This window comes from Polaribacter marinus (assembly GCF_022662535.1).
GTDB classification, from domain to species: domain Bacteria; phylum Bacteroidota; class Bacteroidia; order Flavobacteriales; family Flavobacteriaceae; genus Polaribacter; species Polaribacter marinus.
Genome location: NZ_JAKQYM010000001.1, coordinates 278,904 through 305,667, shown reverse-complemented (window position 1 = coordinate 305,667; position 26,764 = coordinate 278,904). Strand labels below are relative to the sequence as shown.

Sequence of the window (26,764 nt, the reverse complement as noted above, 5' to 3'; positions counted from 1 at the left end):
TAGTGTAAAGCGCTAGCTTTGGATAACGCTCAAAAATACGGAAAATCTAATTCATAAAAAAAGCTACTCTCTAAATTAGAGAATAGCTTTAAATTTTTTATGTAGTAAAACTTACTTTTTTGCTAAAAAGTCGTTTACTTTAGAAGGATCCATAATTGCTTCTACAAAAGTATAAGCTCCTGATTTTGGAGATTTTACCATTTTGATAGCTTTACTTAATCTTTTTGATCCTGTTTGTAACGATGCTACTGATTTCTTTGCCATTGTCTAAATGTTTTAAATCTATATGCTCTGTTCTGAGTTCTAGATATTTTAATTACTTAATTTCTTTGTGAACAGTCATTTTCTTTAAGATAGGATTGAATTTTTTAATTTCCATTCTATCTGGAGTGTTCTTTTTGTTTTTTGTTGTAATATATCTAGAAGTACCTCTTTCTCCTGAAGCTTTATGCTCTGTACATTCTAAAATTACTTGAACTCTGTTTCCTTTTTTTGCCATCTGTATAAAATTTTAAATTGCTTAAGCTTATTTAGTTAAAAATCCGTTAGCTCTCGCTTCTTTTATAACTGCAGAAATTCCTTTCTTGTTAATATTTTTTAATGCAGAAGCAGATATTTTTAATGTAATCCATTTATCTTCTTCTGGAATGTAAAAACGCTTTGTCATTAGATTAGCGTCAAACTTTCTTTTAGTTCTATTTAAAGCGTGAGAAACGTTATTCCCAACCATTGCTTTCTTACCTGTTAATTCACAAACTCTAGACATCTTTTCGACAGTTTTTTAGTGTTATCTCTAAACGAGGTGCAAATCTACAAATAATTACAATATTGAGCAAAACAATTTCATAAATTTTTAAAGAATTTCTTTTTGTAATATTTCTAACGATTTACTTACGGTTCTATTAATTACTTTTTCTCTGGGTTGTCCAAAGTTAAATTCTTCTACAACTACCTTATTATCTGTTACTAAGGCGATAAAAACAACCCCTACACTTTTATCATTATGATCTGTTGTGGGCCCTGCATTTCCTGTAACAGCAATTGAATAATTTGTTTGAAGCCTTTCTTTAGCACCTTTTGCCATTTCTATGGCCACTTCTTTACTTACTACTGAGTAATTTTCGATTGTATTTTTAGAAACTCCTAATAAATTGATTTTTGTTTCTGCAGAATAGGTTACAAAACTACCTTTATAATATGCAGATGATCCTGCTACAGAAACTAAGCTAGCCGCAATTTTTCCTCCAGTTAAACTTTCTGCTGTACAAATAGTTTGCTTTTTTTCTCTTAACAACTCACCTACTCTTTTTTCTAAAGAAGCATCATCATCTATACCGGTAATAATTTCTGGTATTAATTGATAAATAGCTTCGATCTTTTCATTCAGCTCTCTTTCAAGAATTTCTTTGTTTGCCCCTTTGGCAGATAAACGCAAACGCACTCTACCAAAAGAAGGCAAATAAGCTAACTTTATATATGGTGGTAAATTGTTTTCAAAATCTTCAATTCTCTCAGCAATAGTACTTTCTCCTTGTCCATAAGTCATAATTGTTTTATGCATAATGAAAGGCAACTTAAATTGCTGCTGGATTCTTGGTAAAACTTCATTGATAATTAACCCTTTCATTTCATAAGGAACTCCTGGAAGTGACACAAAGACAGTCTCATTTTCATAAAACCACATTCCTGGTGCGGTACCAAAATTATTTTTTAATAAAGTAGCTTTTGATGGTAATTGTGCTTGATATCTCTGAATTTCTTTAAATGGATGGTTTACCTTTTGAAACAGCTCTTTAATATGTGCAATCACTTCTGGATACTCTATGAATTTATCATCATTAAAAAACTTTGCAATTGTTTTTTTAGTGATGTCATCTTTTGTAGGTCCTAAACCTCCTGTTAAAATAACAATATCTACTCTTTCTTGTGCTTCTTTTAAAGCATTTAAAATATGTTGCTCGTCATCTTGAATAGAAGTTATCTGATACACAGAAACTCCGATTTTATTTAATTCCTGACCAATAAATTGCGAATTTGTATCTACAATTTGTCCGATGAGAATTTCATCTCCAATAGTTATAATTTCTGCTTTCATTGTCTGTTTTTAAACGCAAAGGTTGCAGAGTTTTTTGCAAAAATCTCAAAGAATTATTTCTTTGCGAACGTTGCTTATTCTTTGTGTACCTTGCGGTTTAACCTATTTTACTCTAATATTAAAGGCTTCTTTACCTTCAATTACTCCTTTTAAGTTATCGTTTTCTACAACCTTACCAACTCCAGCAGGTGTTCCTGTAAAAATGATATCTCCTTTTTTTAACGTGAAGTATTGAGAAACATAAGCAATTAATTCATCGGTTTTCCATAACATTGCATTGGTATTTCCATCCTGAACAATTTCATCATTTTTATATAATTGAAATTTTAAATTCTCTAATTCGAATTCTTCCTTCGGATAAAACTCTCCTACAACGGCACTTCCATCAAAAGCTTTTGCTTTTTCCCATGGCAAGCCTTTTTCTTTGCAATTTGCTTGTACATCTCTTGCTGTAAAATCGATTCCTAAACCAACTTCATCATAATATTTATGTGCAAATTTGGCATCAATATGTTTACCAACTTTATTAATCTTCACCAAAACCTCTACTTCATAATGAACATCATCAGAAAAAGGTGGAATAAAAAACGGGTTTTTTCTTGGTAAAATAGCAGAATCTGGCTTTAAAAAAACAACAGGATTTTCTGGTCTTTCGTTTGCTAATTCTTCGATGTGTTTTGCGTAATTGCGCCCAATACAAATTATTTTCATAATCAATTACTAATTTTAAATTGTCAATTACTAATTATTAAAATTCGCAATTGATAATTCGTAATTAAAATATTATTCTCCTGCTTCTGGAAAAACAATTGCTCTATTTCCTGAAACAATTATTTGATGATTTAAGTGATTTTTTACAGCTCTTGCTAAAACCAATTTTTCTATATCTGCACCAATTCTTTTTAAGGTAGTTGGTGTACTTTCGTGCGTTACAGGCTTTACATCTTGCTCAATAATAGGCCCCTCATCTAAATCTACCGTTGCATAATGTGCCGTTGCCCCTATTAACTTCACGCCTCTTTCATACGCTTTTCTATAAGGATTTGCTCCTTGAAAAGCGGGTAAAAAAGAATGATGAATATTAATGATTTTCTCTGGATAATGATTAATAAAATCTGCAGATAAAATTTGCATATATCTTGCCATAATTACCAAATCAATAGCATTAGAATCTAACAAATCTTTGACTTGAGCTTCTTGTTCTAATTTGGTTTCTTTTGTAACCGGTAAATAATAAAAAGGAATATTAAACATTTCTGCAATGTATCTTAACTTATCATGATTACTAATAATCATTTTTACATTACAATCTAATCGTCCTTCTTTAGAACGCTCTAACAAATCATATAAATTATGACTTGTATGTGAAACCATAATAGCTACATTTTGTTTTTTATCTCCATAATTAACAGACCAATCTATATGTAAAGGTGCTGCCAATTCTAAAAAACTTTTCTCTAAGGCTTCTTTAGAAATATTTGTTCCATCAGCATTTAATCGAATTCTCATAAAATATTTATTTTCTATGGAATTTACATATTGCTGAGAACTTAAAATATTAAACCCTTTGTCATAAAAGAAACTAGTAATTTTTGCTACCAATCCTTTTTGATCTGGACATTTTATTAAAAAAGATACTACTTGTGATTTCATTCTTTACTATTAAAAAAATTGAATGATATAAAAATTAAAATGTTCTCGATACAAATTTATTCATTCTTCATAAATTCACCCGAACTAACAACTGATAACTGATAACTGACAACTGACAACTGAAGTCTATGGTATCCATTTTTTAGGGAAGTTTGGTTTTCTTTTTTCAAGAAAAGCATCTCTTCCTTCTTTTGCTTCATCTGTCATATAAGCAAGTCTTGTTGCTTCACCTGCAAAAACTTGCTGACCAACCATTCCATCATCTGTTAAATTCATTGCAAATTTCAACATTTTTATAGAAGTAGGGCTTTTTTCTAGAATTTCTTGCGCCCATTCAAAAGCAGTAGATTCTAATTCTTCATGAGGAATTACGGCATTAACCATTCCCATTTCATAAGCTTCTTGTGCAGAGTAATTTCTTCCTAAAAAGAAAATTTCTCTTGCTCGTTTTTGACCTACCATTTTTGCTAAATAAGCAGAACCATATCCTCCATCAAAAGAAGTTACATCTGCATCTGTTTGTTTAAAAATTGCGTGTTCTTTAGAAGCTAAGGTTAAATCGCAAACCACATGTAAACTGTGTCCGCCACCAACTGCCCAACCCGGAACCACCGCAATTACTGCTTTTGGCATAAATCGAATTAAACGTTGTACTTCTAAAATATTTAACCTGTGATATCCATCATCTCCAACATACCCTTGATGTCCACGCGCTTTTTGATCTCCTCCAGAACAAAAAGAATACACTCCATCTTTTGTACTTGGTCCTTCCGCAGAAAGTAATACCACTCCTATTGATGTATCTTCACCTGCATCATAAAAAGCATCATACAATTCTTTTGTTGTTTTAGGTCTGAAAGCATTTCTAACATTAGGTCTATTGAATGCAATTCTAGCAACTCCATTGCATTTTTTATAGGTAATATCTTCGTATTCTTTAACAATTTTCCACTCAGGTTGTATCATAATTTTGTATTTTAGACGTTCTTATAACAGAACAAAAATAATTGTTTACAAAAATAAACATTCTATATGATGATTAAGAAATCAGTTACATTAATATTTATTCTTTTTTATTTCTGCGGATTTTCACAAAAAGTAATCGACAAAGACATTGAATCAGAAATATTAGAAACCACAAGAAATTTAAAAATCTATCTTCCTAAAGGTTACGAAAAAGACAGCCTTAAAAACTATCCTTTGTCAATCGTTTTTAATAGTGAGTTTTTATTTGATGCTTATGTTGGAAATTCTGTTCTTTTTGCTGCAAAAGACAAAGCTCCTAAACAAATTGTGGTAGGAATTACCATGGATAAAACTCAAAAAAAAGACACTTATTTTGATATTGAATCAGGAAATTTAACAGAAGATAATATCGCTTTTTATGAGTTTGTTAGAGATGAAGTAATCTTTTATGTAGAAAGTAATTATAGGACTTCTCCTTTTATTACTTTAGTTGGAACAGGAACTTCTGCTAAAATAATTAGCCACTTTTTAAAAGAACCAAAACCATTTATCAATTCATATATCTGTATTAACCCTACTTTTTCGGATTATGTAGGTAATCAGTTTCAAAGTTTTAATCTTCCAAAATTTAAGAAAGAAGACAATACTTTTTATTTATACATAAATAACGCTACTTCATTTTCTTTAAAAAAACAAGCCAGAATTGGCGAACTCCAAAAAGGATTGGCAACAATTGAAATGAAAAATTTTAATATAATTAACGATACTATTCAAACATCTAGTAGTGTTTCTGCTATAAGTGAAGCTATCCCAAGAGCCTTAACCAAAGTTTTTGAAATTTACTCTGCAATTTCTAAAGAAGAATTTGATAAAAACGTAAAAGATTTGTCTCCTAATGATGCAATTGCTTATTTAGAAAATAAATACATCGAAATTCAATTTCTTTTTGGAAGTGATTTAGGAATCAGAGAACGAGACATTTACGCCGTAGAGAAAATAGTTTTAGAAAAAGAAAATGGTGATAAACTTAGAGAATTTGGAAAAATGATTCAAAAAATATACCCAACCTCACCTCTTGGAGATTATTATATTGGTAAATATTACGAAACAGGGAAAAAATATAGTAAAGCTTTAAAATATTATAAAATTAGCTATGGAAAAATGGATCCAGCAGATCCTAATGCAGATGCTTTTTATGAAAATATTTTAAGATTAGGTGGAAGATAAAAAGTTTACAGTTTTCAGTAGTAGTCTTCAGTCAGTTTTTCACTGCTAACTGCTACTGAAAACTATTCACTAAACAAGCTCTATTCTGTCTTCTTTAATAAGTATTAGTTTTTGTCTGTATAGATTTCCAACTGCCTTCTTAAAAGCCTTTTTACTCATTTTCATATGAAAACGAATAGAATCTGGAGAGCTTTTATCTGTTAACAATAAAAAACCCTCTCTACTATTTTTTAGTTTTGTCAATACTTTCTCTACATCAGAATCAATTACATTTCTAAAACCTTGCGGTCTCAAAGAAACATCAATTTTTCCGTCTTCACGAATTTGTTTGATGTAACCTGTAACTTCCATATTCTCTTCTAATTCCTGAAAAACTTCACTTCTAAAAAGCAAACCATCAAATTCTTCATTAATTAAAACGGTGTAACCTAAACCCGTTTCGGTTTCAATTACTAAGTTTACTTTATCTCCCTCTTTCAAGTACATCTCTACCTCTTCCGAGTTATTTTCGTCATCTTGCAAGTTCTCTTCTTCGTCGTATAAATCTTCTTGTGAATCCATTATTGTATGTATTTAAAATATGCTTTTAAAATTAAATCATTTTCTTCACTTGGCGTAAAGATTTCTAATATTTTTGGTTTTTCTGATTTTTCATAAAAACCGTTTAACTGTGATGTTACTGTTTCTGTTGTGTCTGCTTTTAAATATTCGAAAGCATACATTTTACATAAATGCTCTGCCGTTAAAGTATGTGGTGTCTCAAAATATTTTGAAGCGTTGGTAGTTCCTGGTCCTGGAATAATTTTAAAAATTCCTCCTCCTGAATTATTGATTAAAATAATTCTAAAATTGGTTGGAATATTTGCATTCCAAAGTGCATTACTGTCATAAAAAAAACTAATATCACCCGTTATAAAAACAGTTTGATTTTTGTATGCAAAAGCAGCTCCAATTGCTGTAGAAGTACTTCCGTCTATTCCACTTGTACCTCTATTACAAAATACATTATTACTTTTATCTATAGAAAATAATTGTGCGTATCTAATAATAGAACTATTACTAATTTGCAGTTGACTTTTAGCAGGAACACTTTTGATAATCTGTTCAAAAACCTTAAAATCTGAATGTGCTACTTTTGATAAATATTCTTGATGTTTTACACGTTTATCATCGCGAATTTGCAACCATTTCTGCTGATAATTACTTTCTTTGGCTGCAATTGACATCTTAAAATTAGAGAAAAAATCTACAGGTTTAATTTGTATAAATTCTGCTAAACAAAAAAAAGTGTTCATTGCTTTTTTCTCATCAATATTCCAATGATGCTTTGGCGGATATTTCCTTAAAAACTGTTTGATTTTCTTAGAAACAATCATGCCTCCAAAAGTAATTAACACTTCTGGTTGTAAATCTTTAAACTGATTTTCATCCAAAGAAAAAATCAATTGATCTATAGAATTTATCGAATTTTCTTGATGTAAATTTGATGTAGTTTCCGTTAAAATTAAAACAGATACATCACCTGCATATACATCCATTAATTTATGTAAAGCTGCATCGGGGTAATTTACTCCAACAAGAATCATTTTTTTTGTGGATGTATTCCAAATTGAAGCTAAGTTTTTATAATCTACAAATTGCTTAGTTTTACTCGAAATGACGTTTGGGAACTGAAACCTTTTTAACTCAGAAACCGTTTCATACAAAGGCTCATCAAACGGAACGTTTATATGTACGGGGCCTTTTTGCAAAGTTGCAATTTGCAAAGCTTCACTTAATAGTTTTAAATTTTGAGTTTTGAGTTTTGAATTCTCGACTGCGCTCGTACTGACATCTTCTAAATTGGCAGAAAATAAAATATGATTTTCAAACACATTTTCTTGACGAATAGTTTGTCCATCACCAATATCTATTAAATGTTTAGGTCTGTCTGCCGAAATTACTACTAACGGAATATTGCTATAAAAAGCTTCTGCAATTGCTGGATAATAATTTAACAATGCAGAACCTGATGTACACACAATGCCAACTGGTTTTTGTGTTTGTTGTGCAATTCCTAAAGCAAAAAAAGCAGCACAACGCTCATCTACAACACTTAATGTTTCAATTTCTGGATGATTAGAGAAACCAACCGTTAAAGGCGCATTTCTAGATCCTGGAGAAACAACAACGGTATCAATTTTAAATTGATGACATGCTGATATTACAATTTGTGCGAGTTCTTTTTTAGGATACATTAATATAAGTTACAAAGTGGCAAAGTTACAAAGTCAAAAATTATTAAAGACAAAAAAGTCAGAAAGTAAAAAATAACTTTTCTACTTTCTGACTATATTATATAAAAACCAACTGCGTTGGTTAGTTTCCTTTTTGGTAATCTGCTAAAAACTTAGCCAAACCACTATCTGTTAAAGGGTGTTTTAACAATCCTTCAATAGCACTTAAAGGTCCAGTCATAACATCTGCACCTAACTTTGCACAATTAATAATATGCATTGTATGACGCACAGAAGCTGCTAAAATTTCAGTTTCAAAACCATAATTATCATAAATTAAACGAATTTCTTCAATTAAGTTCATTCCGTCTGTAGAAATATCGTCTAAACGACCAATAAATGGCGATACATAGGTTGCTCCTGCTTTAGCAGCTAATAAAGCTTGTCCTGCAGAAAACACTAATGTAACGTTTGTTTTAATTCCTTTAGAAGAAAAATATTTACACGCCTTTACACCGTCTTTTATCATTGGTAATTTTACCACAATTTGCGGATTTAAAGCAGCCAAAGCTTCTCCTTCTTTAACCATTCCGTCAAAATCTGTAGCAATTACTTCTGCAGAAACATCACCATCAACCAACTCACAAATTGCTTTGTAGTGATTAATAATGTTTACTTCTCCAGTTATTCCTTCTTTAGCCATTAAAGATGGATTTGTAGTAACTCCGTCTAAAATCCCTAACGCTTGTGCTTCTTTAATTTGCTCTAAATTTGCAGTATCAATAAAAAATTTCATTTATATATATTTAGTTGTAATTGTTCTTAATAATTATCATCTCCATTACACTCAATGGGTTTAGGGCGTTCGAGCGGGCTTTACGCACTCGCTTTTTTTGTCAAAAACAAAAAAGAGTTCAAACAATTGCTTCAATCCCTAACGCAAAGATAGTTACTTGTTTATAAAATTAAGAAATGAAATAAAACTATTTTTCATCATTTATAAACAGTAAAAACTTATAACTTATAATGATTCATTAACATTTTTTCATAAACTCTATCTGGCATAATTCGTTTTAAAACAATAGAAAATTTTTCTAAAAACCCACCAACTTTATAATGCATTTTAGGATTTTTAGTTTCTATTATTTTGTGCACAGCTTTTGCCATTTCTATCGGGTTCATTCCGCCACTTACATGCGTATCCATCAAATTTAAATTTAATTGATAATTCTCTTTGTAAGCAGAATCATCAAAAACAGGGGTATGATATCTTCCTGCAGCAATATTGGTTGCAAAATCTCCCGGAGCAACACAAGAAACTTTAATTCCAAATGGTTTTACCTCCATACTTGTTGCTTCTGATATGGTTTCCAAAGCTCCTTTTGTAGCAGAATACAAACCTCTAAAAGGTAAGCCCATATATCCCGCAATAGAAGTTACATTTATAATTGTACCCGATTTTTGCTTACGCATTTGTGGTAAAGCAGCTTTCATTACATCAATAGCACCAAAAAGATTTGTATTAAAAACAGCACGCATTTCATCAGTTGGTGTGTCTTCAATAGGACCAGTAATTCCCATTCCTGCATTATTAATTAAAATATCAAGTCTACCTTCTTCTTTAATAATTTGATCAATAGCAGCGTTTATTGTATCTATTTTTAACACATCTAAAGCAATCAATTTAAAAGAGAAATTTTCGATGTTTTTAGGATTTCTACTTGTTCCGTACACTTTGTATCCTTTTTCAGACAAAAAAGTAGCAATAGATTTTCCTATTCCAGAAGAAGCTCCTGTAATTAATACAACTTTAGACATAAATTAGTTATAAGATTTAAAAGTTGTAAAGTTAAAAAGTTAAAATGAAAGATGCCGATTTTCAGAACGAAACTTTAGTGCATAAAAAAAGGCAAGCTACCTACATCACACTGCTACAACCTAATACCTTTGCTGCGTTCCCGCCCTGGAGGATTCAAAGGGAGCTAGTTGTGTAGGACTTGCCACTGCAAATTTACAATAGATTTTTAATTTATCAATTAAAAAAAACTTAATTTTTTTGTAACATTTATAAAACTTTGATTACTAATTAATTGTTTGAATAGTTTATTAACTTTTTAAAAAAATGAAACTATCTAAATGAAATCAATATATTTGTATCACTAACTAAATTAAAAACACAAATGGAAAATCAAGTAAATAGTAAAAGTTTTATTGTAAACAACGGAATAATATTAGGAGTAGCAAGTGTTGTTTTATCTCTTGTAATGTTTGCAACAGGTAATCACTTAGATCCACATTGGTCTACATCATTAGTTTCAGCAGCTTTATTTATTGGATTAATTATTTTTGGTACTAAAAAATTTAAAGAAGCTAACGGTGGTTTTATGTCTTGGGGACAAGGTGTTAAAATTGGTGTTGGAATTGCTGTTTTAGCAGGACTAATCGTTGTTATTTACAACTACATCTTCATGAATTTTATTGAACCTGATTTTATGAGTCAATTAATGGAAATTCAAAATCAAAAATATTTAGACCAAGGAATGACTGAAGAACAAATTGAAGCTGCTAATCAAATGGGGAAATCATTTCAATCTCCAGGAATTATGGCTGCAATTGGTATCATTAGTTATGCTATTGGAGGTTTTATCGTATCAGCAATTTCTTCTGCAATCATGAAAAAAACTGAAGAAGAAAACTATTAAAAAAATCTAAAAGTTTTGTAATGAAGAAAGTTTCAGTTAAAAAACTTTGTAACTTTACAGCTTATAAAAAATACTAAATGGATATTTCGGTAGTAATACCACTTCTTAACGAAGAAGAATCTTTACAAGAATTACACGATTGGATTGCAAAAGTTATGCAATCCAATCGTTATTTATATGAAATTATTTTTATTGATGATGGTAGTACGGATACTTCTTGGAGCGTTATAGAAAAGTTATCAGAAAACAATACCGAAGTTAAAGGGATTCGGTTTCAAAAAAACTATGGTAAATCTCAGGCTCTTGATGCGGGTTTTGAATTAGCAAAAGGAAATGTTGTTATTACCATGGACGCAGATTTACAAGACAATCCTGATGAAATACCAGAATTATACAATCTTATTATTAACGAAAATTTCGATTTAATTTCTGGTTGGAAAAAGAAACGATATGACAATGTTATTACAAAAAACATTCCCTCTAAATTATTTAATGCTGCTGCAAGAAAAACTTCAGGTTTACAATTACATGATTTTAATTGTGGCTTAAAAGCTTACAAAAACGAAGTAATTAAAACCGTTAAAGTTAGCGGAGAAATGCACCGGTACATTCCTGTTTTAGCCAAAAACGAAGGTTTTAATAAAATTGGAGAAAAAATTGTGCAACATCAAGCTAGAAAATACGGTGTTACAAAATTTGGAATGGAACGTTTTGTAAACGGTTTTTTAGACTTAATTACCATTTCATTTTTATCTAAATTTGGCAAAAGACCCATGCACTTTTTTGGTCTATGGGGAACTTTAATGTTTTTATTCGGAACAACATCTGCATTTTACATTGGCGCCTACAAACTTTACAATGTTTTTAAAGGCATCAAAACAATTTTGGTTACAGACAATCCTTGGTTTTATATTGCATTAACATCAATGATTTTAGGAACTATATTATTTTTAGCTGGTTTTATAGGTGAACTCATCATAAAATCAAACAATAAAGAAAAACACTATACCATCAAAGAAAAACTCAATTACTAAATAGTATATTTGCATTACAATTTAGTAATTTAAATCTTCAATCGAAATGAGCGAAATTTTAGACAAAGCAAAACAGTGGCTTTCTAGTACTTTTGACGCTGACACACAAAAAGAAATTCAACAATTAATAAACAGTAATTCTTCTGATTTAGCAGACAGATTCTATAAAAATATGGAATTTGGTACAGGTGGGATGCGTGGAATTATGGGAGCTGGAACTAATAGAATTAATAAATATACCTTAGGTAGAGCAACTCAAGGTTTATCTAATTACCTTTTAGAAAACGTAAAAAAAGAACAACTAAAAGTTGTAATAGCCTTTGATTGTAGACATAATAGTAAAAAATTTGCTAAAATTGTAGCAGATGTTTTTTCTGCAAATAATATCAAAGTATTTTTATTTGAAGATTTACGCCCTACACCAGAATTATCTTTTGCTGTTCGCCATTTAGATTGTGATGCAGGAATTGTTTTAACAGCTTCTCACAATCCTCCAGAATACAATGGCTACAAAGTGTATTGGGCAGATGGAGGCCAAATTGTTCCACCTCAAGATAGTGGGATTATTAATGAAGTTAATCGTTTAGATTTCTCTGAAATCAACTTCAATGCAAATGAAAATCTAATTGAAAAAATTGGAAAAGAAGTAGATACCGTTTTTATTAATGGAGCTGTTGAAAATGGTAAATTGGCAACAGATATTGAAAGAAATAATTTAAAAATTGTTTTTACATCTTTACATGGAACATCTATAATGTCTGTTCCAGATGCTTTGCAAAAAGCAGGATATACAGATGTACACCTTGTTGAAGAACAACGAAAACCTAATGGCGATTTCCCTACAGTAAAATCACCGAATCCAGAAGAGCCGGAAGCTCTAAAAATGGCTACCGATTTAGCAAATAAAATAAGTGCTGATATTGTAATTGGTACAGATCCAGATTGTGATAGATTAGGAGTTGCTGTTAGAGATAGCAACGGAAATATGAAGTTATTAAATGGTAACCAAACTATGGTTGTTATGACTGAATTTTTACTAAAAAAATGGAAAAATGAAGGAAAGATTAACGGAAATCAGTTTGTGGGTTCTACCATTGTTTCTTCAGAATTAGTAAATGATGTTGCAAGAAGTTACAATGTAGAAACAAAAGTAGGCTTAACTGGTTTTAAATGGATTGCAAAAATGATTCGTGATCATGAAACTATGGACTTTATTGGTGGAGGAGAAGAAAGTTTTGGTTATATGGTGGGAGATTTTGTTAGAGATAAAGATGCTGTAACAGCAACGCTTTTAGCCTGCGAAGTAGCCGCATACGCAAAACAAAACGGAAGTTCTTTCTACGAAGAATTACTAAACATTTATATTAGAAATAATTTCTATAAAGAGCATTTAATTGCTATTGTTAAAAAAGGAATGAATGGCGCTACGCAAATCAAAGAGATGTTGAGTGAAATGCGTAACAATCCATTATCTGAAATTGATGGAGAAAAAGTAGAATCGCTTTCTGATTATAAAGCATCAACTAGAACAAATTTAATTACTGGTAAAGTAACCAACATCGATTTACCTAAATCTAATGTTTTAATTTATCAAACAGAAAGTGGAACAAGAATTGCTGCAAGACCAAGTGGGACAGAACCAAAAATTAAATTTTATTTTAGTGTAAATTCTCCTTTAGATGCTAAAGAAAATGCCACAAAAGTTGAAGCAAAATTAGACGCAAAGATTCAACGAATTATTAAAGAAATGAAATTAAGTTAATGGGGTATTTTAAAGACATTTTAAAATATGAGAAAAAATACAGAAAATTTACAGTTCTAAATCTTCTATTTAACATACTTTACGCAATTTTTAATGTACTATCTGTTTTAGCCTTTATACCTGTTTTAGGAATTCTTTTTAGTACAGACAAAAAAGTTACAAGTACACCAACTTATAAAGGAATTACAAGTATAGGTTCTTACTTAAAAGATAGTTTTTATCATTTTATATCTAATAAAATAGAGACAGAAGGTAATATTAAAACACTGATATTTATTTGTTTATTAGCTATTACGTTATTTTTTCTAAAAAACTTATTTAGATATTTAGCTTCTTATGTAATTACTTTTTTAAGAACAGGAATTGTAAAAGATTTACGAGATAAATTATATGACAAGATTGTTGAATTACCAATTTCCTATTTTTCAGAAAAAAGAAAAGGAGATATTATTGCTCGCATGACTTCGGATGTACAAGAAGTACAAAATTCCATTTTAACTTCTATAGAAACAATTGTTAGAGAACCTTTAACAGTTATTATTGCTATTTCTATAATGCTTTTTATGAGTATAAAGCTAACGCTGTTTGTTTTTGTTTTACTTCCTGTTTCAGGTTTTATAATTTCATCAATTAGCAAAAAATTAAAAGCAAAATCTGTTAAAGCTCAAAAAGAAAATGGAAATTTATTATCTTTTATAGAAGAAACATTAACAGGCTTAAGGATTATAAAAGGTTTTAATGCAGAAAATGTAATCGCAAAAAAATTCTATAATTCTACACACCAATTTAAACAATTAATGACCAGTGTAATTCACCGACAAACATTGGCATCTCCAATGAGTGAATTTTTAGGTTCGGCTACCATCATTGCTATTCTTTGGTATGGAGGAACAGAAGTTTTATCAAACACAAGTTCTTTACAACCTGATGAATTCTTGGGTTATATTGTTTTATTCTATACCGTTTTAAATCCTATTAAATTAATTACAACAACCTTTTACAACATTCAAAAAGGAGAAGCTTCTGCAGAAAGAATTATGACGGTATTAAATACTGAAAACAGTATTAAAGACAAAGAAGACGCAATTGTAAAAGATAATTTTTTAAATAAAATTGAATTTAAAAACATTTCCTTTAAATATAAAGATGAGTATGTTTTAAACGATTTCTCTTTGACAATTAATAAAGGTGAAACTGTTGCTTTGGTTGGACAATCAGGTAGTGGTAAATCTACATTAGCAAATTTAATTACTCGTTTTTATGATGTTAATAAAGGTGAAATTCTAATTGACAACAACAACATTAAAAACGTAACTAAAAAATCTTTACGAGACTTAATGGGAATCGTATCTCAAGATTCTATTTTATTTAACGATAGTATTGCTGATAATATAAAACTAGGAGTTCAAAATGCAAGTGATGCAACAATTTTAGAAGCTGCTAAAATTGCGAATGCCGATGAATTTATTCAAAATTTACCAGAAAAATACGATACAAACATTGGTGACAGTGGAAACACACTTTCTGGTGGACAAAAGCAAAGATTATCTATTGCTAGAGCCGTTTTAAAGAACCCGCCAATTATGATTTTAGATGAAGCTACTTCGGCTTTAGACACAGAGTCTGAACAATTGGTTCAAACTGCATTAGAGAAAATGATGCAAAACAGAACTTCTTTAGTTATTGCGCATAGATTATCTACCATTCAAAAAGCAGATAAAATTGTAGTTATGAAAAAAGGTAAAATTGTAGAACAAGGAAAACACGATGAGTTACTTACTAAAAAAGGGGAGTATTTTAAGTTAGTTACAATGCAAAGTTTAAGCTAATTTTAAACCTAAATCTTTTCCTTTTTCAATCATAAATTGATAAGAGGCCTCGTGTTCATTAGGTATTTTACCATCCAAAATAGCTTCTTTTATTGCTTCTTTTATTTGACCTATTTCTTTACAAGGTTTTAATTTAAAAGCTTTCATAATTTCCTCACCAGTAACTGGAGGTTGAAAATTCCGTACTTTATCTCTCTCTTCTACTTCTTTAATCTTAACTCTTACTAACTCAAAATTCTTGTGATAGCGATTAAATTTCTTTGGATTCTTAGTTGTAATATCTGCTTCACAAAGTGTCATTAAGGAATTGATATCATCTCCAGCATCAAAAACCAAACGTCTCACTGCAGAATCTGTAACATCGCTTGCTAGAACGATTGGTCGAGAACTTAACATTACCATCTTTTGAACAAATTTCATTTTGTTATTTAATGGCATTTTTAGTCTTTTAAATAATTTGTAAACCATTTTAGAACCCACAAATTCATGTGCATGAAAAGTCCACCCAACTTTTTTACTGAACTTTTTGGTTGGTGCTTTACCAATATCATGTAATAAAGCGGCCCAACGCAACCAAACATCATTTGTATTTTCCGAAATATTATCTACTACTTCTAAGGTATGGTAAAAATTATCTTTATGCTTTTGACCTTCTACTTCTTCTACTCCTTTTAACGCAATTAATTCGGGTAAAATTTGAGGTAATAGTTTGGTTTTTTCTAACAATAAAAAACCAGTAGACGGTTTTGTTGATGAAAGTATTTTATTTAATTCATCAATAATTCTTTCTCTTGTAATAATTTTTAATCGATCTGAGTTCTTTGTAATTGCTGATAAAGAAACTTCTTCAATTTTAAAATTTAATTGAGTAGCAAAACGAATTGCACGCATCATCCTTAAAGGATCATCAGAATAGGTTATATCTGGGTCTAAAGGTGTTTTAATAATCTTATGATCTAGATCTTCTACACCGTTAAATGGATCTAAAAGTTCTCCAAAATTCTTTTTATTTAAACTTAATGCCAATGCATTAATTGTAAAATCTCTTCTATTTTGATCATCTTGAAGGGTTCCTATAGAAACTTCAGGATTTCTACTTTCTTCTGTATAGGACTCTTTTCTTGCACCTACAAACTCAATTTCCACATCTTGATAACGCAACATTGCTGTTCCGTAATTTTTAAAAACTTGTACTTTAGGTTTGTTTGGTAACAGGTCTGCTACTTTTTGTGCCAACTCAATACCATTTCCTACAGCTACAACATCAATATCTTTTGCATTCCCTCTATCTAAGAAAAAATCTCTCACAAACCCACCTATTACATAACTGTCTATTTGTAACTCTTGAGATGCTTTTGATATAACATTAAAAATTTCTGATGAAATTGCTTCTTTGAAGAATTGCTTTTGCATGAATCTACGCTCTTAAAACTTGAATATTATTTCCATCAACTTTTAAAATAGTTGATGATTTTGTATTCACTTTATTTTTGTGCAAATCTACTATATAATCTACACCTTCTAAAATTGGTTGACTAATTTCTTTAAATGATTTTGGTGTAATAGCTCCACTAACATTTGCAGAAGTAGAAATAATAGGTCTCCCAAACCTCTTTATTAGTTTTCTACAAAAATCATCTTGAACTATTCTTATTGCAATTGTATTATCTTTTGCAAATGTATTTATTGCAAATCCTTTAGGGTTTTTATATATGATAGTCGTTGGTTTTTTTGTTTTCTTTAAAATATCTAACACTTTATCAGACACAAAAACATGTTTTTTTAGCATTGTTAAAGAACTAACTAGAACAATTAAACTCTTGCTTTCTTCCCTGTTTTTAAGTTGATAGATTTTAGATACTGAATCAAAATTTGTAGCATCGCAACCCAAACCCCAAACAGTATCTGTTGGGTACAAAATAGTTTTTCCTTCTTTGAGGTATTGATGTGTAATTGAAATTTGTGATAACATTATTGCTTTCCAAACATTTTATTCATTTTATACCTACGTAGCCAAGGAAGCTCTCTAGATTCTGGAACTCCATGTTTTTTAATATAATCTTCTGTAGCATCTACCATTCTTTCTGCAGATTTACCATCACTATAAGGATGGTATTCGTTAAAAATTTCTTTTCTCTCTTTCTTATACGGGTCTTGCTCTAAATTAATTTTTACCTTCTCAGTTAATTTCTCGTAAGTTAAAGAATTGTCCCATTTAAAAACTTTAGAGTGAGTCTTAAACGTAATTACGGGTTTATTTAGCAATAAAAACTCATATACAACAGATGATGTATCAGAAATCATTAAATCAGAAATTAATAAATATTTTATAATATTTCTTTCATCTACATATAAAATATTACTAGTTTTATCAGCAATATCCTTATATTTTTTTATGAATTCACTTGACATTAAATCATGGAATTTAATAATAATTAAATAATTTTTATGAATTGCTAAATGTTCAATTTCCTTCTCTAAAAAAGGGGCGCATGTAAGTGATGGTGAAAATGTTGGAGCAAAGAGAATTATTTTTTCTACATTAAACTTATTTAAAAGATCTTTTTTATCTGTGTCAAACTTATGTAGAGTTTGGCCATAAACATCAAGTTTTGGCCACCCAGTTTCTATAACTTCAAAATCTTTATACTTACTTTTTAATTGCAGGAATTTTCTTGTAAAATAAGGTCCTTGAGTTAAATATAAATCAAAGTACTTTCGAATTCTAAAATGTCCTTTTTTCTCTCCTGCAAAACCATGAAAAACCTGAACTTTTACCCCTCTTAAAAAATGTGGTACTTCATTCCCTGGAACAAAAAGAGCATCACTTTTAAAATCTACAACTTCTTTTATATTTGAAGTTATATATTCATTTTTAAAAGGAAACTTCTGAATAACTTCTTCTCTAACAAACCATACATATTGGTAATTTCTTTGCTTTAAAACTTTCATAATAGGTTCTAAAATACCAAAAGAGTATGGGTTCATACAGAAAAGTACCACTTTCATAATTACAGTAATTTATTAGCGTTCTCTAAATCTTCTTTAAAATCTATTTCTATACAATTATATTTAGAAATGTCAATCACTTTTAATTTTAAATTATCAGCACTTATTGCGTTTTCTAATCCTTTTTCAAAATAGTCATTATCATCACACAATTCTAAATGCTTGATAAAACTATTCAAATCTTTCGAAGAAATAAAATTAATCCCTACAGCTTCTCCTAAAGCATTTTTAACTTCTTTAGACAGTTCTGAAACAAAACCATTTTTTAATGTATATTTTACTTCCTCATCTGCAACACTTTGTGTATTTACAGAAATAAAAGAATTTTCATTCCTAATATCCTCTAATAATAAAGACAGTAATTTTTCATCAAAAACAACATCACCATTAAACCATAAAACTGATTTTCCTTTATGTTTTTTTAAGGCTTGTAGTAAACTTTTAGAAGTGTTTGTTCTATCAAAAAAAGGATTATAAACATAATTAACTTCAGGAAACCTTTCCATAATTAAATCCTTTTTAAATCCCACAACAGTTGTTACATCATTAATATCAAAATATTTCTTTATATTTTGTAATTGCTTCTGCATTATACTTTTACCATCTTTTAAGGGGGTTAACGGTTTAGGAAAAGGGTTTCCTAATCTTGAACCAATACCAGCAGCTAAAATAATTATCTTCATTATTTCTCTTTATTTATTTTAAATCTCTATTCAATAACCAAAGTTTTACATATCGTGTAAATACTCTATAAGCAAATGTTTTAGCAAACACAAATCCCGCAAAACCATCTAAAAACCCGAAACGGATTATATAATGAATAAAAAATCGAACAAACGGTTTTATTAAAAGATGATAAAGAGTTACCTTTTTCCCTTTCCCGTGAAGTTCTACTGCTTGTAACCAAGCATATCTATTTAATTTAGAAATATAATAATCAAAACTTCTATAAGAAAAATGATCAATTTTATTTTTAAAAAAACCTAATTTCCCATTTGCAGTAATGGTTTCATGAACAAGATTTCCGTTGTATTTACAATAATCTTTTAAGAACAAACGAATTACCTTATCTCTCTGGCAACCACCATAATTTAGTTTTCTACCCATAAAAAACAATGTTCTTCTTACATAAAAACCAACACAACCTTTGGGATTCTTTACAACTTCTAAAATTTCTTTTTCTACTTTAGGTGTAACACGTTCGTCTGCATCTAATATATATATCCAAGAATGATTTGCTTGTTCAATTGCAAAGTTTTTTTGGGTGGAAAAATCATCAAACTTTCGCAGAATAATTTTTACATTTAACTCTTCTGCTATTTCAATTGTTTTATCTGTACTATAAGAATCTATAACAATAATTTCATTAGCAAAACTAACAGATTTGATTGCGTCTTTTATATGTAATTCTTCGTTAAGCGTAGGAATAATTGCGGTAATCTTTGTCATAGATTTCTTTTATTAAACAGCTACGTCGTACTCTCGTAATGCATCGTTTAATGAAGTTTTTTTATTGGTACTTTCTTTTCTCTTTCCGATAATTAACGCACAAGGAACATTGTATGCTCCTGCAGCAAATTTTTTGGTATAACTTCCAGGAATCACTACAGATCTTGCAGGAACAACTCCTTTCATTTCTATAGGTTCATCACCTGTTACATCTATAATTTTTGTGCTCATTGTTAAAACAACATTTGCGCCTAAAACAGCTTCTTTTTCAACTCTTACGCCTTCTACTACAATACATCTAGATCCAATAAAAGCGCCATCTTCAATAATTACAGGTGCTGCTTGCAAAGGCTCTAAAACTCCACCAATTCCCACTCCACCTGAAAGGTGTACATTCTTACCAATCTGTGCACAAGACCCCACAGTTGCCCAAGTATCTACCATCGTACCTTCATCTACATAAGCACCAATATTTACATAACTTGGCATTAAAATAGTTCCTGAAGATATGTATGCACCATGTCTTGCAACTGCATTTGGCACAACTCTAATTCCTCTTTCTGCAAAGTTTCTTTTTAATGGAATTTTATCGTGATACTCAAAAATACCTGCTTCTAAAGTTTCCATTTTTTGAATTGGAAAATATAAAACAACTGCTTTTTTCACCCACTCGTTTACTTGCCATCCATCAATGGTTGGTTCTGCAACTCTTAATGCTCCTTTATCTAATAAATCAACTACTTTTCTAATTGTATCAATCGTTTTTTGTTCTTTTAACAAATCGCGATTTTCCCAAGCTGATTCAATAATTTCTCTAATATTATTCATTTTTAAATTTACTTTTTGCAAATATAAATCTATCTGTAAAAATAGATAGCGAAGATACATTTTTTAAACAGAAAACCTCCTTTTGTTTAAAAGAACGTACTTTTGTAAAAAATATTTAACTTGAGTAGAATTATTGCCATAGATTTCGGAAAAAAAAGAACAGGAATAGCTGTTACAGACGAAATGCAAATTATAGCTTCTGGCTTAACAACTGTAAATACAGATCAATTAATCCCGTTTTTAAAAGAGTATACTTCCAAAGAAAATGTTGAACTTTTTTTAGTAGGAAAGCCCAAACAAATGGACAATTCGGATAGTGAAAGTGAAGCTTTAATTCTTCCTTTTTTAAAAAAACTGTCAAAAAAAATTCCGCAAATACCTTTTAAAAGAGTAGATGAGCGATTTACATCTAAAATGGCTTTTCAGACCATGATAGATAGTGGTTTGGGTAAAAACAAACGAAAAGACAAAGCTTTAGTAGACGAAATAAGTGCAACTATAATTTTACAGTCATATTTATATAACAAATAGTTTCCCACAAAAAGCATTCTTTGTATTTTTGCAATCGTTAAAAAATTACACATGATATTACCAATTGTTGCTTACGGAGATCCAGTTTTAAGAAAAGTAGGAATAGAAATTGATGCAAATTACCCAGGTTTAGAAGAATTAATTTCTAATATGAAAGAAACAATGTACAATGCTTCTGGTGTTGGTTTAGCTGCGCCACAAATTGGTAAGGCAATTCGTTTATTTGTTATTGATGCTTCTCCCTTTGCAGAAGATGAAGATCTATCCGACAAAGACAGAGCAGTTTTAAAAGACTTTAATAAAGTTTTTATCAACGCAGAAATTGTAAATGAAGAAGGAGATGAATGGGCTTTTAACGAGGGTTGTTTGAGCATTCCTGATATCCTTGAAGATGTTTTTCGTCAACCTAAAATCACCATAGAATATCAAGATGAAGATTTTAACAAACACACAGAAGTTTTAGATGGGTTGGCTGCAAGAGTTTTTCAACATGAATATGATCATATTGAAGGAATTTTGTTTACAGACAAACTATCAACATTAAAGAAAAGAATCATAAAAAAGAAATTAGAAAACATTTCTAAAGGAAAAATAAAAGCAGATTACAGAATGCGTTTTCCTAATTTAAAGAAGAAAAAATAAGTCTTAAAAGACAAAAAAATATACAGATGGAATTTAATAAAATTATTGCCGTTACTGGTAAACCAGGATTATATCAAGTAGTTTCTCAATCTAAAAATGCAATTATCGTAGAATCTTTAACCGATCAAAAAAGATTAGCAATTAACTCTACACAAAATGTAAGCTTGTTAGAAAATATTGCTATTTATACCTACGAAGAAGAAGTTCTTTTATTATCGATCTTTAAAACTATGTTTGAAAAATCGGAAGGAAAAGAAGTCATTTCTCATAAAGAAAGTGGAAAAAAATTAATAGCTTATTTTTCAGAAATCCTACCTAATTATGATGATGAACGAGTGTATACTTCTAACATAAAAAAAGTAATACAGTGGTTTAACCTTTTAGTAAAAGCAGGAATGGATTTTTCTAAAATTGAAGCTACAACCGAAAAAAGTTAATTCATTTGTATAAAATATCACTAACAGGAAAAAATAAAACAGAAGCACTTCAATTATTAAAAGATGTAGCTTCTGTTTTACATTCTTGTAAATTAGATTATTGGCTAGAAGGAGGTACTTTATTGGGTATTATTAGGGAAAATAGGTTATTACCCTGGGATAACGATGTAGATATTTCAATGATGGTTCCTAAAAAAAAACAATTAAATAATTTAATTGTCACACTTAAAAAAAGCGGTTTTAGAATACGAGTTCGTACAATTCAAAAAAACACAAAACCTTTAATTAAAAATAATGTTAGGATTATTAAAGTTAGAAATAAACATTTTTTTGGTTTGTTAAAAGGAAATGTGTGTTTAGAAATTTTTATTAAATACAATATTGAGGGAAATGCATACTGGCAAGTTGGAGAAAAAGTTAAAAATGTTCCGTTTAAATTTTATGATACTTTAAAAACAGTAAAATTTAATGACTATAATTTTTTAATTCCAGAAAAAGCAATCGAATATTTAACATACAGGTATGGTGATTGGCAAACTCCTAAAAAAGAATGGGATACTTTTAAAGATGACAATGCCCTAAAATAAACTACTTTACCAACTGTAAGGTATTCTTTAAAATTGTACTACTTACACTTTCTGTATATTTAAAGTATTCAATATAACAAGTTGTTTTGGGAAAACGACCTTTCCAATCATCACCAACAGAAATGGCATCAATTTGATAATCATCAACAATTTTCTGTTTATTTTTATCTACTTGAGCAATTACTTCATCTACACAACTTATAGATTCAATAACACGCTTTCTTTCATGATAAGGAATTACAGGAACCTTTCCTTTTTCCTTTAAAATTAATTCATCTGTAGAAACACCTACAATTAAATAATCACACATTTTTTTTGTTTTTTCTAAGATATTTAAATGTCCATAATGAAATAAATCAAAACAACCAGATGTATACATTCTCTTGTACTTTTTGTTTGATTTTTTTAACATTACTATAATTTCTGAATTGGAATTTAATTGAACAGCAACTTCTTTTTCATTAAATATTCTGTATATTTCTTTTACTGTTCTTAGTAAAAAATCAACTCCTAGATCCAACTTAGTAGTCAAATTAATTATATTGTTTGACTCATTAAAAACGATACTCCATTCTTTATCTAATTTCCTTTTAATTATGGCAACCTGCTCTTTCATTATAATCATCTTTTAAACCGTAAATATACCACCAATAAACGAAACCTTTTTAAGATTAATTAACTACTTTAGTATTATAAAAAAGAACAATGTATCAAAGAAAAGATCAATTAGCCGCTTTTAATCGTTTGTTAGATATAATGGATGACCTTCGAGAGAAATGTCCTTGGGATAAAAAACAAACTTTAGAAAGCCTACGTCATTTAACAATTGAAGAGACATACGAACTTGCTGATGCAATTTTAGATAACGATTTACAAGAAATCAAAAAAGAATTAGGTGATGTGCTTTTGCACATTATTTTTTACGCGAAAATTGGAAGTGAAAAAAAAGCATTTGATATTGCAGATGTTGCTAATGCTATTTCTGATAAATTAATTCATAGACATCCTCACATTTATGGGGATGTAAAAGTAGAAAATGAAGAAGATGTAAAACGTAATTGGGAACATTTAAAACTAAAAGAAGGAAACAAATCAGTATTAGAAGGAGTTCCAAAAAGTTTACCTGCTGTTGTAAAAGCTAGTAGAATTCAAGAAAAAGTTGCAGGAGTTGGTTTTGACTGGGAAGAACCACAGCAAGTTTGGGAAAAAGTACAAGAAGAACTTTCTGAACTCAATGAAGAAATAAAAATTGGAAATAAAGAAAATACCGAAAAAGAATTTGGTGATGTCCTTTTTTCTATGATTAACTACGCTCGTTTTATTGGTGTAAACCCCGAAAATGCTTTAGAAAAAACCAATAAAAAATTTATCAATCGTTTTCAGTTTTTGGAGGAATCTGCTAAAAAAGAAGGCAAACAACTCTCAGACATGACTTTAATAGAAATGGATGTTTATTGGGAAAAGTCTAAAGAATTTTTCAAATAACAACAATTAGAAACACTTTTATTACCCTATTGAAACAAAAAGCAGAAAAAATTACTTGACAAATCTTCTTAAAACTAATATTTTAATAACCTAACAAAATTGGTACATTTGCAAATATGCGAATAGATATTATTTCAGTAGCTCCTAATTTATTAGAAAGTCCGTTTAGTCATTCAATAATTAAACGCGCACAAGATAAAAGTTTGGCAGAAATTACAATTCATGATTTACGTGAATTTGGCTTGGGCAACTACAAACAAATTGACGACACTCAATTTGGTGGTGGTGCAGGAATGGTTATGATGATTGAACCAATTGCAAACTGTATTCGAAAGCTACAATCAGAAAGAGATTATGACGAAATTATTTACATGACTCCAGATGCAAAAACATTAAATCAATCAACAGCAAATACACTTTCATTAAAAGAAAACATCTTAATCCTTACAGGACATTACAAAGGTGTAGATCAAAGAATTAGAGATTTATTTATTACGAAAGAGATTTCTATTGGAGACTATGTTTTAACTGGAGGAGAATTAGCTGCTGCTGTTTTAGTAGACGCCATAGTACGATTAATTCCAGGAGTTATTGGTGATGAACAATCTGCTTTAACAGATTCTTTTCAAGACAATTTATTATCGCCTCCTGTTTATACAAGACCTTCAGATTTTGAAGGAAATAAAGTTCCTGAAATCTTATTGTCAGGAAACTTTCCAAAAATTGAAGATTGGAGAAGCGATCAAGCTTATAAAAGAACTAAAGAAATAAGACCTGATTTAATAGCCGATGAATAAATTTATATCAACCCTAAAAAAAAACAAAGCCATTTCTTGGGTTTTTGGATTTCAACTTTTTAGATTGATATTACTTCCGTTTATGGGCTTAATGCCGCAAGATGCTTATTATTATTTATACGGACAAAACTTATCTTTATCTTATTTTGATCATCCTGGTATGATTGGCTATTTTTTAAGAATCTTTACAGATATCTTTGGTCAATCTGTTTTTTCAATAAAATTAGCTAATTTTGTAATTACCTCTTTTACAATCTTAAGTTTCTATAAGTTAGCCTCTTATTTCTTATCCAAACAGAAACTTCAAAGAGCTATTGTTTTGTTAGCTTCTACCATTTTTATTTCTATATTATCATTTAATTCTACTCCTGATGTTCCTTTATTATTATTCTGGACATTGAGTTTAATCTGTTTATACAAAGCCATTTTTGAAGAAAAAAAGTGGTTTTGGATTTTAGGAGGAATTGCTATGGGATTAGCTTTTGATAGTAAATACACTGCATTATTATTACAAATTGGTTTCATTGCTTTTCTACTTTTTTCAAACAAATACAGAAAACTTTTTCTATCTCCGTGGATGTGGATTTCTTTAATCATATCTGTGGCAGTAACATTTCCTGTTTGGTACTGGAACTATCAAAATGAATTTGCTTCTTTTGCCTTTCAATCATCAGAAAGAACTAGTTCTATATCAGAATTTAAAATATCTCCTAAAAATTTCTTTGGAGCTATTGGACATCAAATGTTCTTATTATTACCTGTATTATTTTTAGTTTTTATAACCTTCACTTATAAGTATATAAAAAGAACTTTATTAAAATTTAAAATACCACAAGGTAAAACCTTATTTTTATTAGCCTTTTTCGTTCCTACATTTATAGGTTTCTTTTGCCTTACTCCTATTTATTGGGTAAAATTAAATTGGATGATGCCCTCTTACATCACCGGTATTATTTTAGCAGGAATGTTTATCAGTAAAAAATTAATTAAGATTCAAATTATTTTTTCAATCGTTTTTCATGTTCTATTTAGCTTACAAATTTTATTTTATTTAGTACCTATTAAAAGCGATGACACTTGGGTTGGCTGGAAAGAATTGGCTATTGAAACAAAAAAACTACAAGAGAAACACCCAAATACATTTGTATTTTCTGATGACAATTATAAAACATCGGCGTGTTTAAACTTTTTTATGGATGACAAAATTTATGCACAAAACATCATTGGTTTACCTGCATTACATTTTGATTACTTAGGTGATAACCTATCGATTTTAAATAATAAAAACGCTTTATTTATTGACTCTGACAAACGTTTTAAAAACACTAATAAAAAAGGAAAACACAATCCTTTACTAGACCATTATTTTAGTAATGTCACAGAACTAGAGCCTATAATTATTAAAATTAACGGCAAAGAATCGCGAAAATTTTGGGTTTTCTATTGCACTAATTATCAAGCAAAAAAATAATTAATTTTAGTTTTATCAACAAAAAATAATGATTACTTTTGCAA

30 protein-coding genes and 1 other RNA gene are annotated in these 26,764 nt (G+C 29.6%); 12 read left to right on the top strand and 19 right to left on the bottom strand.

The features are described 5' to 3' along the window. Positions 1–111 precede the first annotated feature (111 nt). From MC378_RS01390 to MC378_RS01360, 7 genes are all read right to left on the bottom strand, one after another. Positions 112–264, bottom strand: a complete 153-nt coding sequence (locus MC378_RS01390) for a DUF4295 domain-containing protein (RefSeq protein ID WP_242176920.1) — start codon at positions 262–264, stop codon at positions 112–114. A 52-nt stretch (positions 265–316) separates the two neighbouring features. Next, the gene (rpmG, locus tag MC378_RS01385; protein WP_026775116.1) at positions 317–499 is read right to left on the bottom strand and encodes a 50S ribosomal protein L33; all 183 of its coding nucleotides are present in this window, start codon (positions 497–499) and stop codon (positions 317–319) included. A 27-nt stretch (positions 500–526) separates the two neighbouring features. Continuing rightward, complete coding sequence (rpmB, locus tag MC378_RS01380; protein ID WP_242176919.1) at positions 527–766, bottom strand: 50S ribosomal protein L28; 240 nt, start codon at positions 764–766, stop codon at positions 527–529. An 87-nt stretch (positions 767–853) separates the two neighbouring features. Continuing rightward, the gene (locus MC378_RS01375) at positions 854–2,095 is read right to left on the bottom strand and encodes a competence/damage-inducible protein A (protein ID WP_242176918.1); all 1,242 of its coding nucleotides are present in this window, start codon (positions 2,093–2,095) and stop codon (positions 854–856) included. 102 nt (positions 2,096–2,197) lie between these two features. Beyond that, positions 2,198–2,806: a fumarylacetoacetate hydrolase family protein gene (locus MC378_RS01370; protein ID WP_242176917.1), complete on the bottom strand. Its 609-nt coding sequence runs from the start codon at positions 2,804–2,806 to the stop codon at positions 2,198–2,200. Positions 2,807–2,878: 72 nt separating this feature from the next. After that, complete coding sequence (purU, locus tag MC378_RS01365) at positions 2,879–3,748, bottom strand: formyltetrahydrofolate deformylase (RefSeq protein ID WP_242176916.1); 870 nt, start codon at positions 3,746–3,748, stop codon at positions 2,879–2,881. 126 nt (positions 3,749–3,874) lie between these two features. Further along, complete coding sequence (locus MC378_RS01360; RefSeq protein ID WP_242176915.1) at positions 3,875–4,714, bottom strand: 1,4-dihydroxy-2-naphthoyl-CoA synthase; 840 nt, start codon at positions 4,712–4,714, stop codon at positions 3,875–3,877. Positions 4,715–4,783: 69 nt separating this feature from the next. Here MC378_RS01360 and MC378_RS01355 point away from each other — a divergent pair, with 69 nt between their 5' ends. After that, on the top strand, positions 4,784–5,941 hold the full coding sequence (locus tag MC378_RS01355) for an alpha/beta hydrolase-fold protein (protein ID WP_242176914.1): 1,158 nt from the start codon (positions 4,784–4,786) through the stop codon (positions 5,939–5,941). A 69-nt stretch (positions 5,942–6,010) separates the two neighbouring features. Here the strand turns inward: MC378_RS01355 and MC378_RS01350 are convergent, their stop codons facing one another. From MC378_RS01350 to ffs, 5 genes are all read right to left on the bottom strand, one after another. Continuing rightward, a complete protein-coding gene (locus MC378_RS01350; protein ID WP_242176913.1) occupies positions 6,011–6,502 on the bottom strand; it encodes a S1 RNA-binding domain-containing protein in 492 nt (163 codons plus the stop codon). Beyond that, positions 6,502–8,178: a 2-succinyl-5-enolpyruvyl-6-hydroxy-3-cyclohexene-1-carboxylic-acid synthase gene (gene menD / locus MC378_RS01345; protein WP_242176912.1), complete on the bottom strand. Its 1,677-nt coding sequence runs from the start codon at positions 8,176–8,178 to the stop codon at positions 6,502–6,504. Before menD ends, MC378_RS01350 begins: the two co-directional genes overlap by 1 nt. A gap of 121 nt (positions 8,179–8,299) precedes the next feature. Then, positions 8,300–8,953, bottom strand: coding sequence for a fructose-6-phosphate aldolase (gene fsa, locus MC378_RS01340; protein ID WP_242176911.1), 654 nt, complete (start codon positions 8,951–8,953; stop codon positions 8,300–8,302). A 218-nt stretch (positions 8,954–9,171) separates the two neighbouring features. Beyond that, the gene (locus tag MC378_RS01335) at positions 9,172–9,975 is read right to left on the bottom strand and encodes an SDR family oxidoreductase (protein ID WP_242176910.1); all 804 of its coding nucleotides are present in this window, start codon (positions 9,973–9,975) and stop codon (positions 9,172–9,174) included. A gap of 86 nt (positions 9,976–10,061) precedes the next feature. Continuing rightward, positions 10,062–10,160, bottom strand: an RNA gene (gene ffs, locus MC378_RS01330) — signal recognition particle sRNA small type. 177 nt (positions 10,161–10,337) lie between these two features. Here ffs and MC378_RS01325 point away from each other — a divergent pair. From MC378_RS01325 to MC378_RS01310, 4 genes are all read left to right on the top strand, one after another. Further along, entirely contained in the window at positions 10,338–10,859 is a 522-nt protein-coding gene (locus tag MC378_RS01325; protein WP_242176909.1) for a DUF4199 domain-containing protein, read from the top strand. Between the two features lie 77 nt (positions 10,860–10,936). Continuing rightward, positions 10,937–11,893: a glycosyltransferase family 2 protein gene (locus tag MC378_RS01320; RefSeq protein ID WP_242176908.1), complete on the top strand. Its 957-nt coding sequence runs from the start codon at positions 10,937–10,939 to the stop codon at positions 11,891–11,893. A gap of 46 nt (positions 11,894–11,939) precedes the next feature. After that, the gene (locus tag MC378_RS01315) at positions 11,940–13,655 is read left to right on the top strand and encodes a phospho-sugar mutase (RefSeq protein WP_242176907.1); all 1,716 of its coding nucleotides are present in this window, start codon (positions 11,940–11,942) and stop codon (positions 13,653–13,655) included. Continuing rightward, complete coding sequence (locus tag MC378_RS01310; RefSeq protein ID WP_242176906.1) at positions 13,655–15,484, top strand: ABC transporter ATP-binding protein; 1,830 nt, start codon at positions 13,655–13,657, stop codon at positions 15,482–15,484. The genes MC378_RS01315 and MC378_RS01310 overlap by 1 nt, the downstream gene beginning before the upstream one ends. Here MC378_RS01310 and MC378_RS01305 read toward each other — a convergent pair. Genes MC378_RS01305 through MC378_RS01280 form a run of 6 tightly spaced genes read right to left on the bottom strand, consistent with a single transcriptional unit; the run spans position 15,476 to position 20,770 of the window. Then, positions 15,476–16,897, bottom strand: a complete 1,422-nt coding sequence (locus MC378_RS01305; protein ID WP_242176905.1) for a CCA tRNA nucleotidyltransferase — start codon at positions 16,895–16,897, stop codon at positions 15,476–15,478. The genes MC378_RS01310 and MC378_RS01305 overlap by 9 nt on opposite strands. Positions 16,898–16,901: 4 nt before the next feature. Further along, positions 16,902–17,456: an L-threonylcarbamoyladenylate synthase gene (locus MC378_RS01300; RefSeq protein WP_242176904.1), complete on the bottom strand. Its 555-nt coding sequence runs from the start codon at positions 17,454–17,456 to the stop codon at positions 16,902–16,904. Beyond that, positions 17,456–18,493: a CDP-glycerol glycerophosphotransferase family protein gene (locus tag MC378_RS01295; RefSeq protein WP_242176903.1), complete on the bottom strand. Its 1,038-nt coding sequence runs from the start codon at positions 18,491–18,493 to the stop codon at positions 17,456–17,458. The genes MC378_RS01300 and MC378_RS01295 overlap by 1 nt, the downstream gene beginning before the upstream one ends. Positions 18,494–18,495: 2 nt before the next feature. Beyond that, positions 18,496–19,176, bottom strand: a complete 681-nt coding sequence (locus MC378_RS01290; RefSeq protein ID WP_242176902.1) for a phosphocholine cytidylyltransferase family protein — start codon at positions 19,174–19,176, stop codon at positions 18,496–18,498. A 13-nt stretch (positions 19,177–19,189) separates the two neighbouring features. Next, the gene (locus MC378_RS01285) at positions 19,190–19,942 is read right to left on the bottom strand and encodes a glycosyltransferase family 2 protein (protein ID WP_242176901.1); all 753 of its coding nucleotides are present in this window, start codon (positions 19,940–19,942) and stop codon (positions 19,190–19,192) included. Between the two features lie 12 nt (positions 19,943–19,954). Then, positions 19,955–20,770 (bottom strand): 2,3,4,5-tetrahydropyridine-2,6-dicarboxylate N-succinyltransferase, encoded by an 816-nt coding sequence (locus MC378_RS01280; RefSeq protein WP_242176900.1) that lies wholly within the window; start codon positions 20,768–20,770, stop codon positions 19,955–19,957. Between the two features lie 120 nt (positions 20,771–20,890). Here MC378_RS01280 and ruvX point away from each other — a divergent pair, with 120 nt between their 5' ends. Genes ruvX through MC378_RS01260 form a run of 4 tightly spaced genes read left to right on the top strand, consistent with a single transcriptional unit; the run spans position 20,891 to position 22,967 of the window. Next, the gene (gene ruvX / locus MC378_RS01275; RefSeq protein WP_242176899.1) at positions 20,891–21,301 is read left to right on the top strand and encodes a Holliday junction resolvase RuvX; all 411 of its coding nucleotides are present in this window, start codon (positions 20,891–20,893) and stop codon (positions 21,299–21,301) included. Positions 21,302–21,352: 51 nt separating this feature from the next. Continuing rightward, complete coding sequence (gene def, locus MC378_RS01270) at positions 21,353–21,943, top strand: peptide deformylase (protein WP_242176898.1); 591 nt, start codon at positions 21,353–21,355, stop codon at positions 21,941–21,943. A gap of 26 nt (positions 21,944–21,969) precedes the next feature. Then, on the top strand, positions 21,970–22,380 hold the full coding sequence (locus MC378_RS01265; RefSeq protein ID WP_242176897.1) for a DUF5606 family protein: 411 nt from the start codon (positions 21,970–21,972) through the stop codon (positions 22,378–22,380). Between the two features lie 5 nt (positions 22,381–22,385). Continuing rightward, positions 22,386–22,967, top strand: coding sequence for a LicD family protein (locus MC378_RS01260; protein ID WP_242176896.1), 582 nt, complete (start codon positions 22,386–22,388; stop codon positions 22,965–22,967). Between the two features lies 1 nt (position 22,968). Here the strand turns inward: MC378_RS01260 and MC378_RS01255 are convergent, their stop codons facing one another. Beyond that, positions 22,969–23,583: an FAD synthase family protein gene (locus tag MC378_RS01255; protein WP_242176895.1), complete on the bottom strand. Its 615-nt coding sequence runs from the start codon at positions 23,581–23,583 to the stop codon at positions 22,969–22,971. Between the two features lie 89 nt (positions 23,584–23,672). On the opposite strand from MC378_RS01255, the gene mazG reads away from it, so the two are divergent. From mazG to MC378_RS01240, 3 genes are all read left to right on the top strand, one after another. Then, positions 23,673–24,452, top strand: a complete 780-nt coding sequence (gene mazG, locus MC378_RS01250; RefSeq protein ID WP_242176894.1) for a nucleoside triphosphate pyrophosphohydrolase — start codon at positions 23,673–23,675, stop codon at positions 24,450–24,452. A 116-nt stretch (positions 24,453–24,568) separates the two neighbouring features. Beyond that, the gene (trmD, locus tag MC378_RS01245; RefSeq protein ID WP_242176893.1) at positions 24,569–25,249 is read left to right on the top strand and encodes a tRNA (guanosine(37)-N1)-methyltransferase TrmD; all 681 of its coding nucleotides are present in this window, start codon (positions 24,569–24,571) and stop codon (positions 25,247–25,249) included. Further along, entirely contained in the window at positions 25,242–26,720 is a 1,479-nt protein-coding gene (locus tag MC378_RS01240; protein ID WP_242176892.1) for an ArnT family glycosyltransferase, read from the top strand. The genes trmD and MC378_RS01240 overlap by 8 nt, the downstream gene beginning before the upstream one ends. Positions 26,721–26,764 lie beyond the last annotated feature (44 nt).

Bases quoted from the DNA above. Each gene is read 5' to 3' on its own strand.
- MC378_RS01390 (WP_242176920.1), bottom strand. From the start codon at position 264: ATGGCAAAGAAATCAGTAGCATCGTTACAAACAGGATCAAAAAGATTA.
- rpmG (WP_026775116.1), bottom strand. From the start codon at position 499: ATGGCAAAAAAAGGAAACAGAGTTCAAGTAATTTTAGAATGTACAGAG.
- rpmB (WP_242176919.1), bottom strand. From the start codon at position 766: ATGTCTAGAGTTTGTGAATTAACAGGTAAGAAAGCAATGGTTGGGAAT.
- MC378_RS01375 (WP_242176918.1), bottom strand. From the start codon at position 2,095: ATGAAAGCAGAAATTATAACTATTGGAGATGAAATTCTCATCGGACAA.
- MC378_RS01370 (WP_242176917.1), bottom strand. From the start codon at position 2,806: ATGAAAATAATTTGTATTGGGCGCAATTACGCAAAACACATCGAAGAA.
- purU (WP_242176916.1), bottom strand. From the start codon at position 3,748: ATGAAATCACAAGTAGTATCTTTTTTAATAAAATGTCCAGATCAAAAA.
- MC378_RS01360 (WP_242176915.1), bottom strand. From the start codon at position 4,714: ATGATACAACCTGAGTGGAAAATTGTTAAAGAATACGAAGATATTACC.
- MC378_RS01355 (WP_242176914.1), top strand. From the start codon at position 4,784: ATGATTAAGAAATCAGTTACATTAATATTTATTCTTTTTTATTTCTGC.
- MC378_RS01350 (WP_242176913.1), bottom strand. From the start codon at position 6,502: ATGGATTCACAAGAAGATTTATACGACGAAGAAGAGAACTTGCAAGAT.
- menD (WP_242176912.1), bottom strand. From the start codon at position 8,178: ATGTATCCTAAAAAAGAACTCGCACAAATTGTAATATCAGCATGTCAT.
- fsa (WP_242176911.1), bottom strand. From the start codon at position 8,953: ATGAAATTTTTTATTGATACTGCAAATTTAGAGCAAATTAAAGAAGCA.
- MC378_RS01335 (WP_242176910.1), bottom strand. From the start codon at position 9,975: ATGTCTAAAGTTGTATTAATTACAGGAGCTTCTTCTGGAATAGGAAAA.
- MC378_RS01325 (WP_242176909.1), top strand. From the start codon at position 10,338: ATGGAAAATCAAGTAAATAGTAAAAGTTTTATTGTAAACAACGGAATA.
- MC378_RS01320 (WP_242176908.1), top strand. From the start codon at position 10,937: ATGGATATTTCGGTAGTAATACCACTTCTTAACGAAGAAGAATCTTTA.
- MC378_RS01315 (WP_242176907.1), top strand. From the start codon at position 11,940: ATGAGCGAAATTTTAGACAAAGCAAAACAGTGGCTTTCTAGTACTTTT.
- MC378_RS01310 (WP_242176906.1), top strand. From the start codon at position 13,655: ATGGGGTATTTTAAAGACATTTTAAAATATGAGAAAAAATACAGAAAA.
- MC378_RS01305 (WP_242176905.1), bottom strand. From the start codon at position 16,897: ATGCAAAAGCAATTCTTCAAAGAAGCAATTTCATCAGAAATTTTTAAT.
- MC378_RS01300 (WP_242176904.1), bottom strand. From the start codon at position 17,456: ATGTTATCACAAATTTCAATTACACATCAATACCTCAAAGAAGGAAAA.
- MC378_RS01295 (WP_242176903.1), bottom strand. From the start codon at position 18,493: ATGAAAGTGGTACTTTTCTGTATGAACCCATACTCTTTTGGTATTTTA.
- MC378_RS01290 (WP_242176902.1), bottom strand. From the start codon at position 19,176: ATGAAGATAATTATTTTAGCTGCTGGTATTGGTTCAAGATTAGGAAAC.
- MC378_RS01285 (WP_242176901.1), bottom strand. From the start codon at position 19,942: ATGACAAAGATTACCGCAATTATTCCTACGCTTAACGAAGAATTACAT.
- MC378_RS01280 (WP_242176900.1), bottom strand. From the start codon at position 20,770: ATGAATAATATTAGAGAAATTATTGAATCAGCTTGGGAAAATCGCGAT.
- def (WP_242176898.1), top strand. From the start codon at position 21,353: ATGATATTACCAATTGTTGCTTACGGAGATCCAGTTTTAAGAAAAGTA.
- MC378_RS01265 (WP_242176897.1), top strand. From the start codon at position 21,970: ATGGAATTTAATAAAATTATTGCCGTTACTGGTAAACCAGGATTATAT.
- MC378_RS01255 (WP_242176895.1), bottom strand. From the start codon at position 23,583: ATGAAAGAGCAGGTTGCCATAATTAAAAGGAAATTAGATAAAGAATGG.
- mazG (WP_242176894.1), top strand. From the start codon at position 23,673: ATGTATCAAAGAAAAGATCAATTAGCCGCTTTTAATCGTTTGTTAGAT.
- trmD (WP_242176893.1), top strand. From the start codon at position 24,569: ATGCGAATAGATATTATTTCAGTAGCTCCTAATTTATTAGAAAGTCCG.
- MC378_RS01240 (WP_242176892.1), top strand. From the start codon at position 25,242: ATGAATAAATTTATATCAACCCTAAAAAAAAACAAAGCCATTTCTTGG.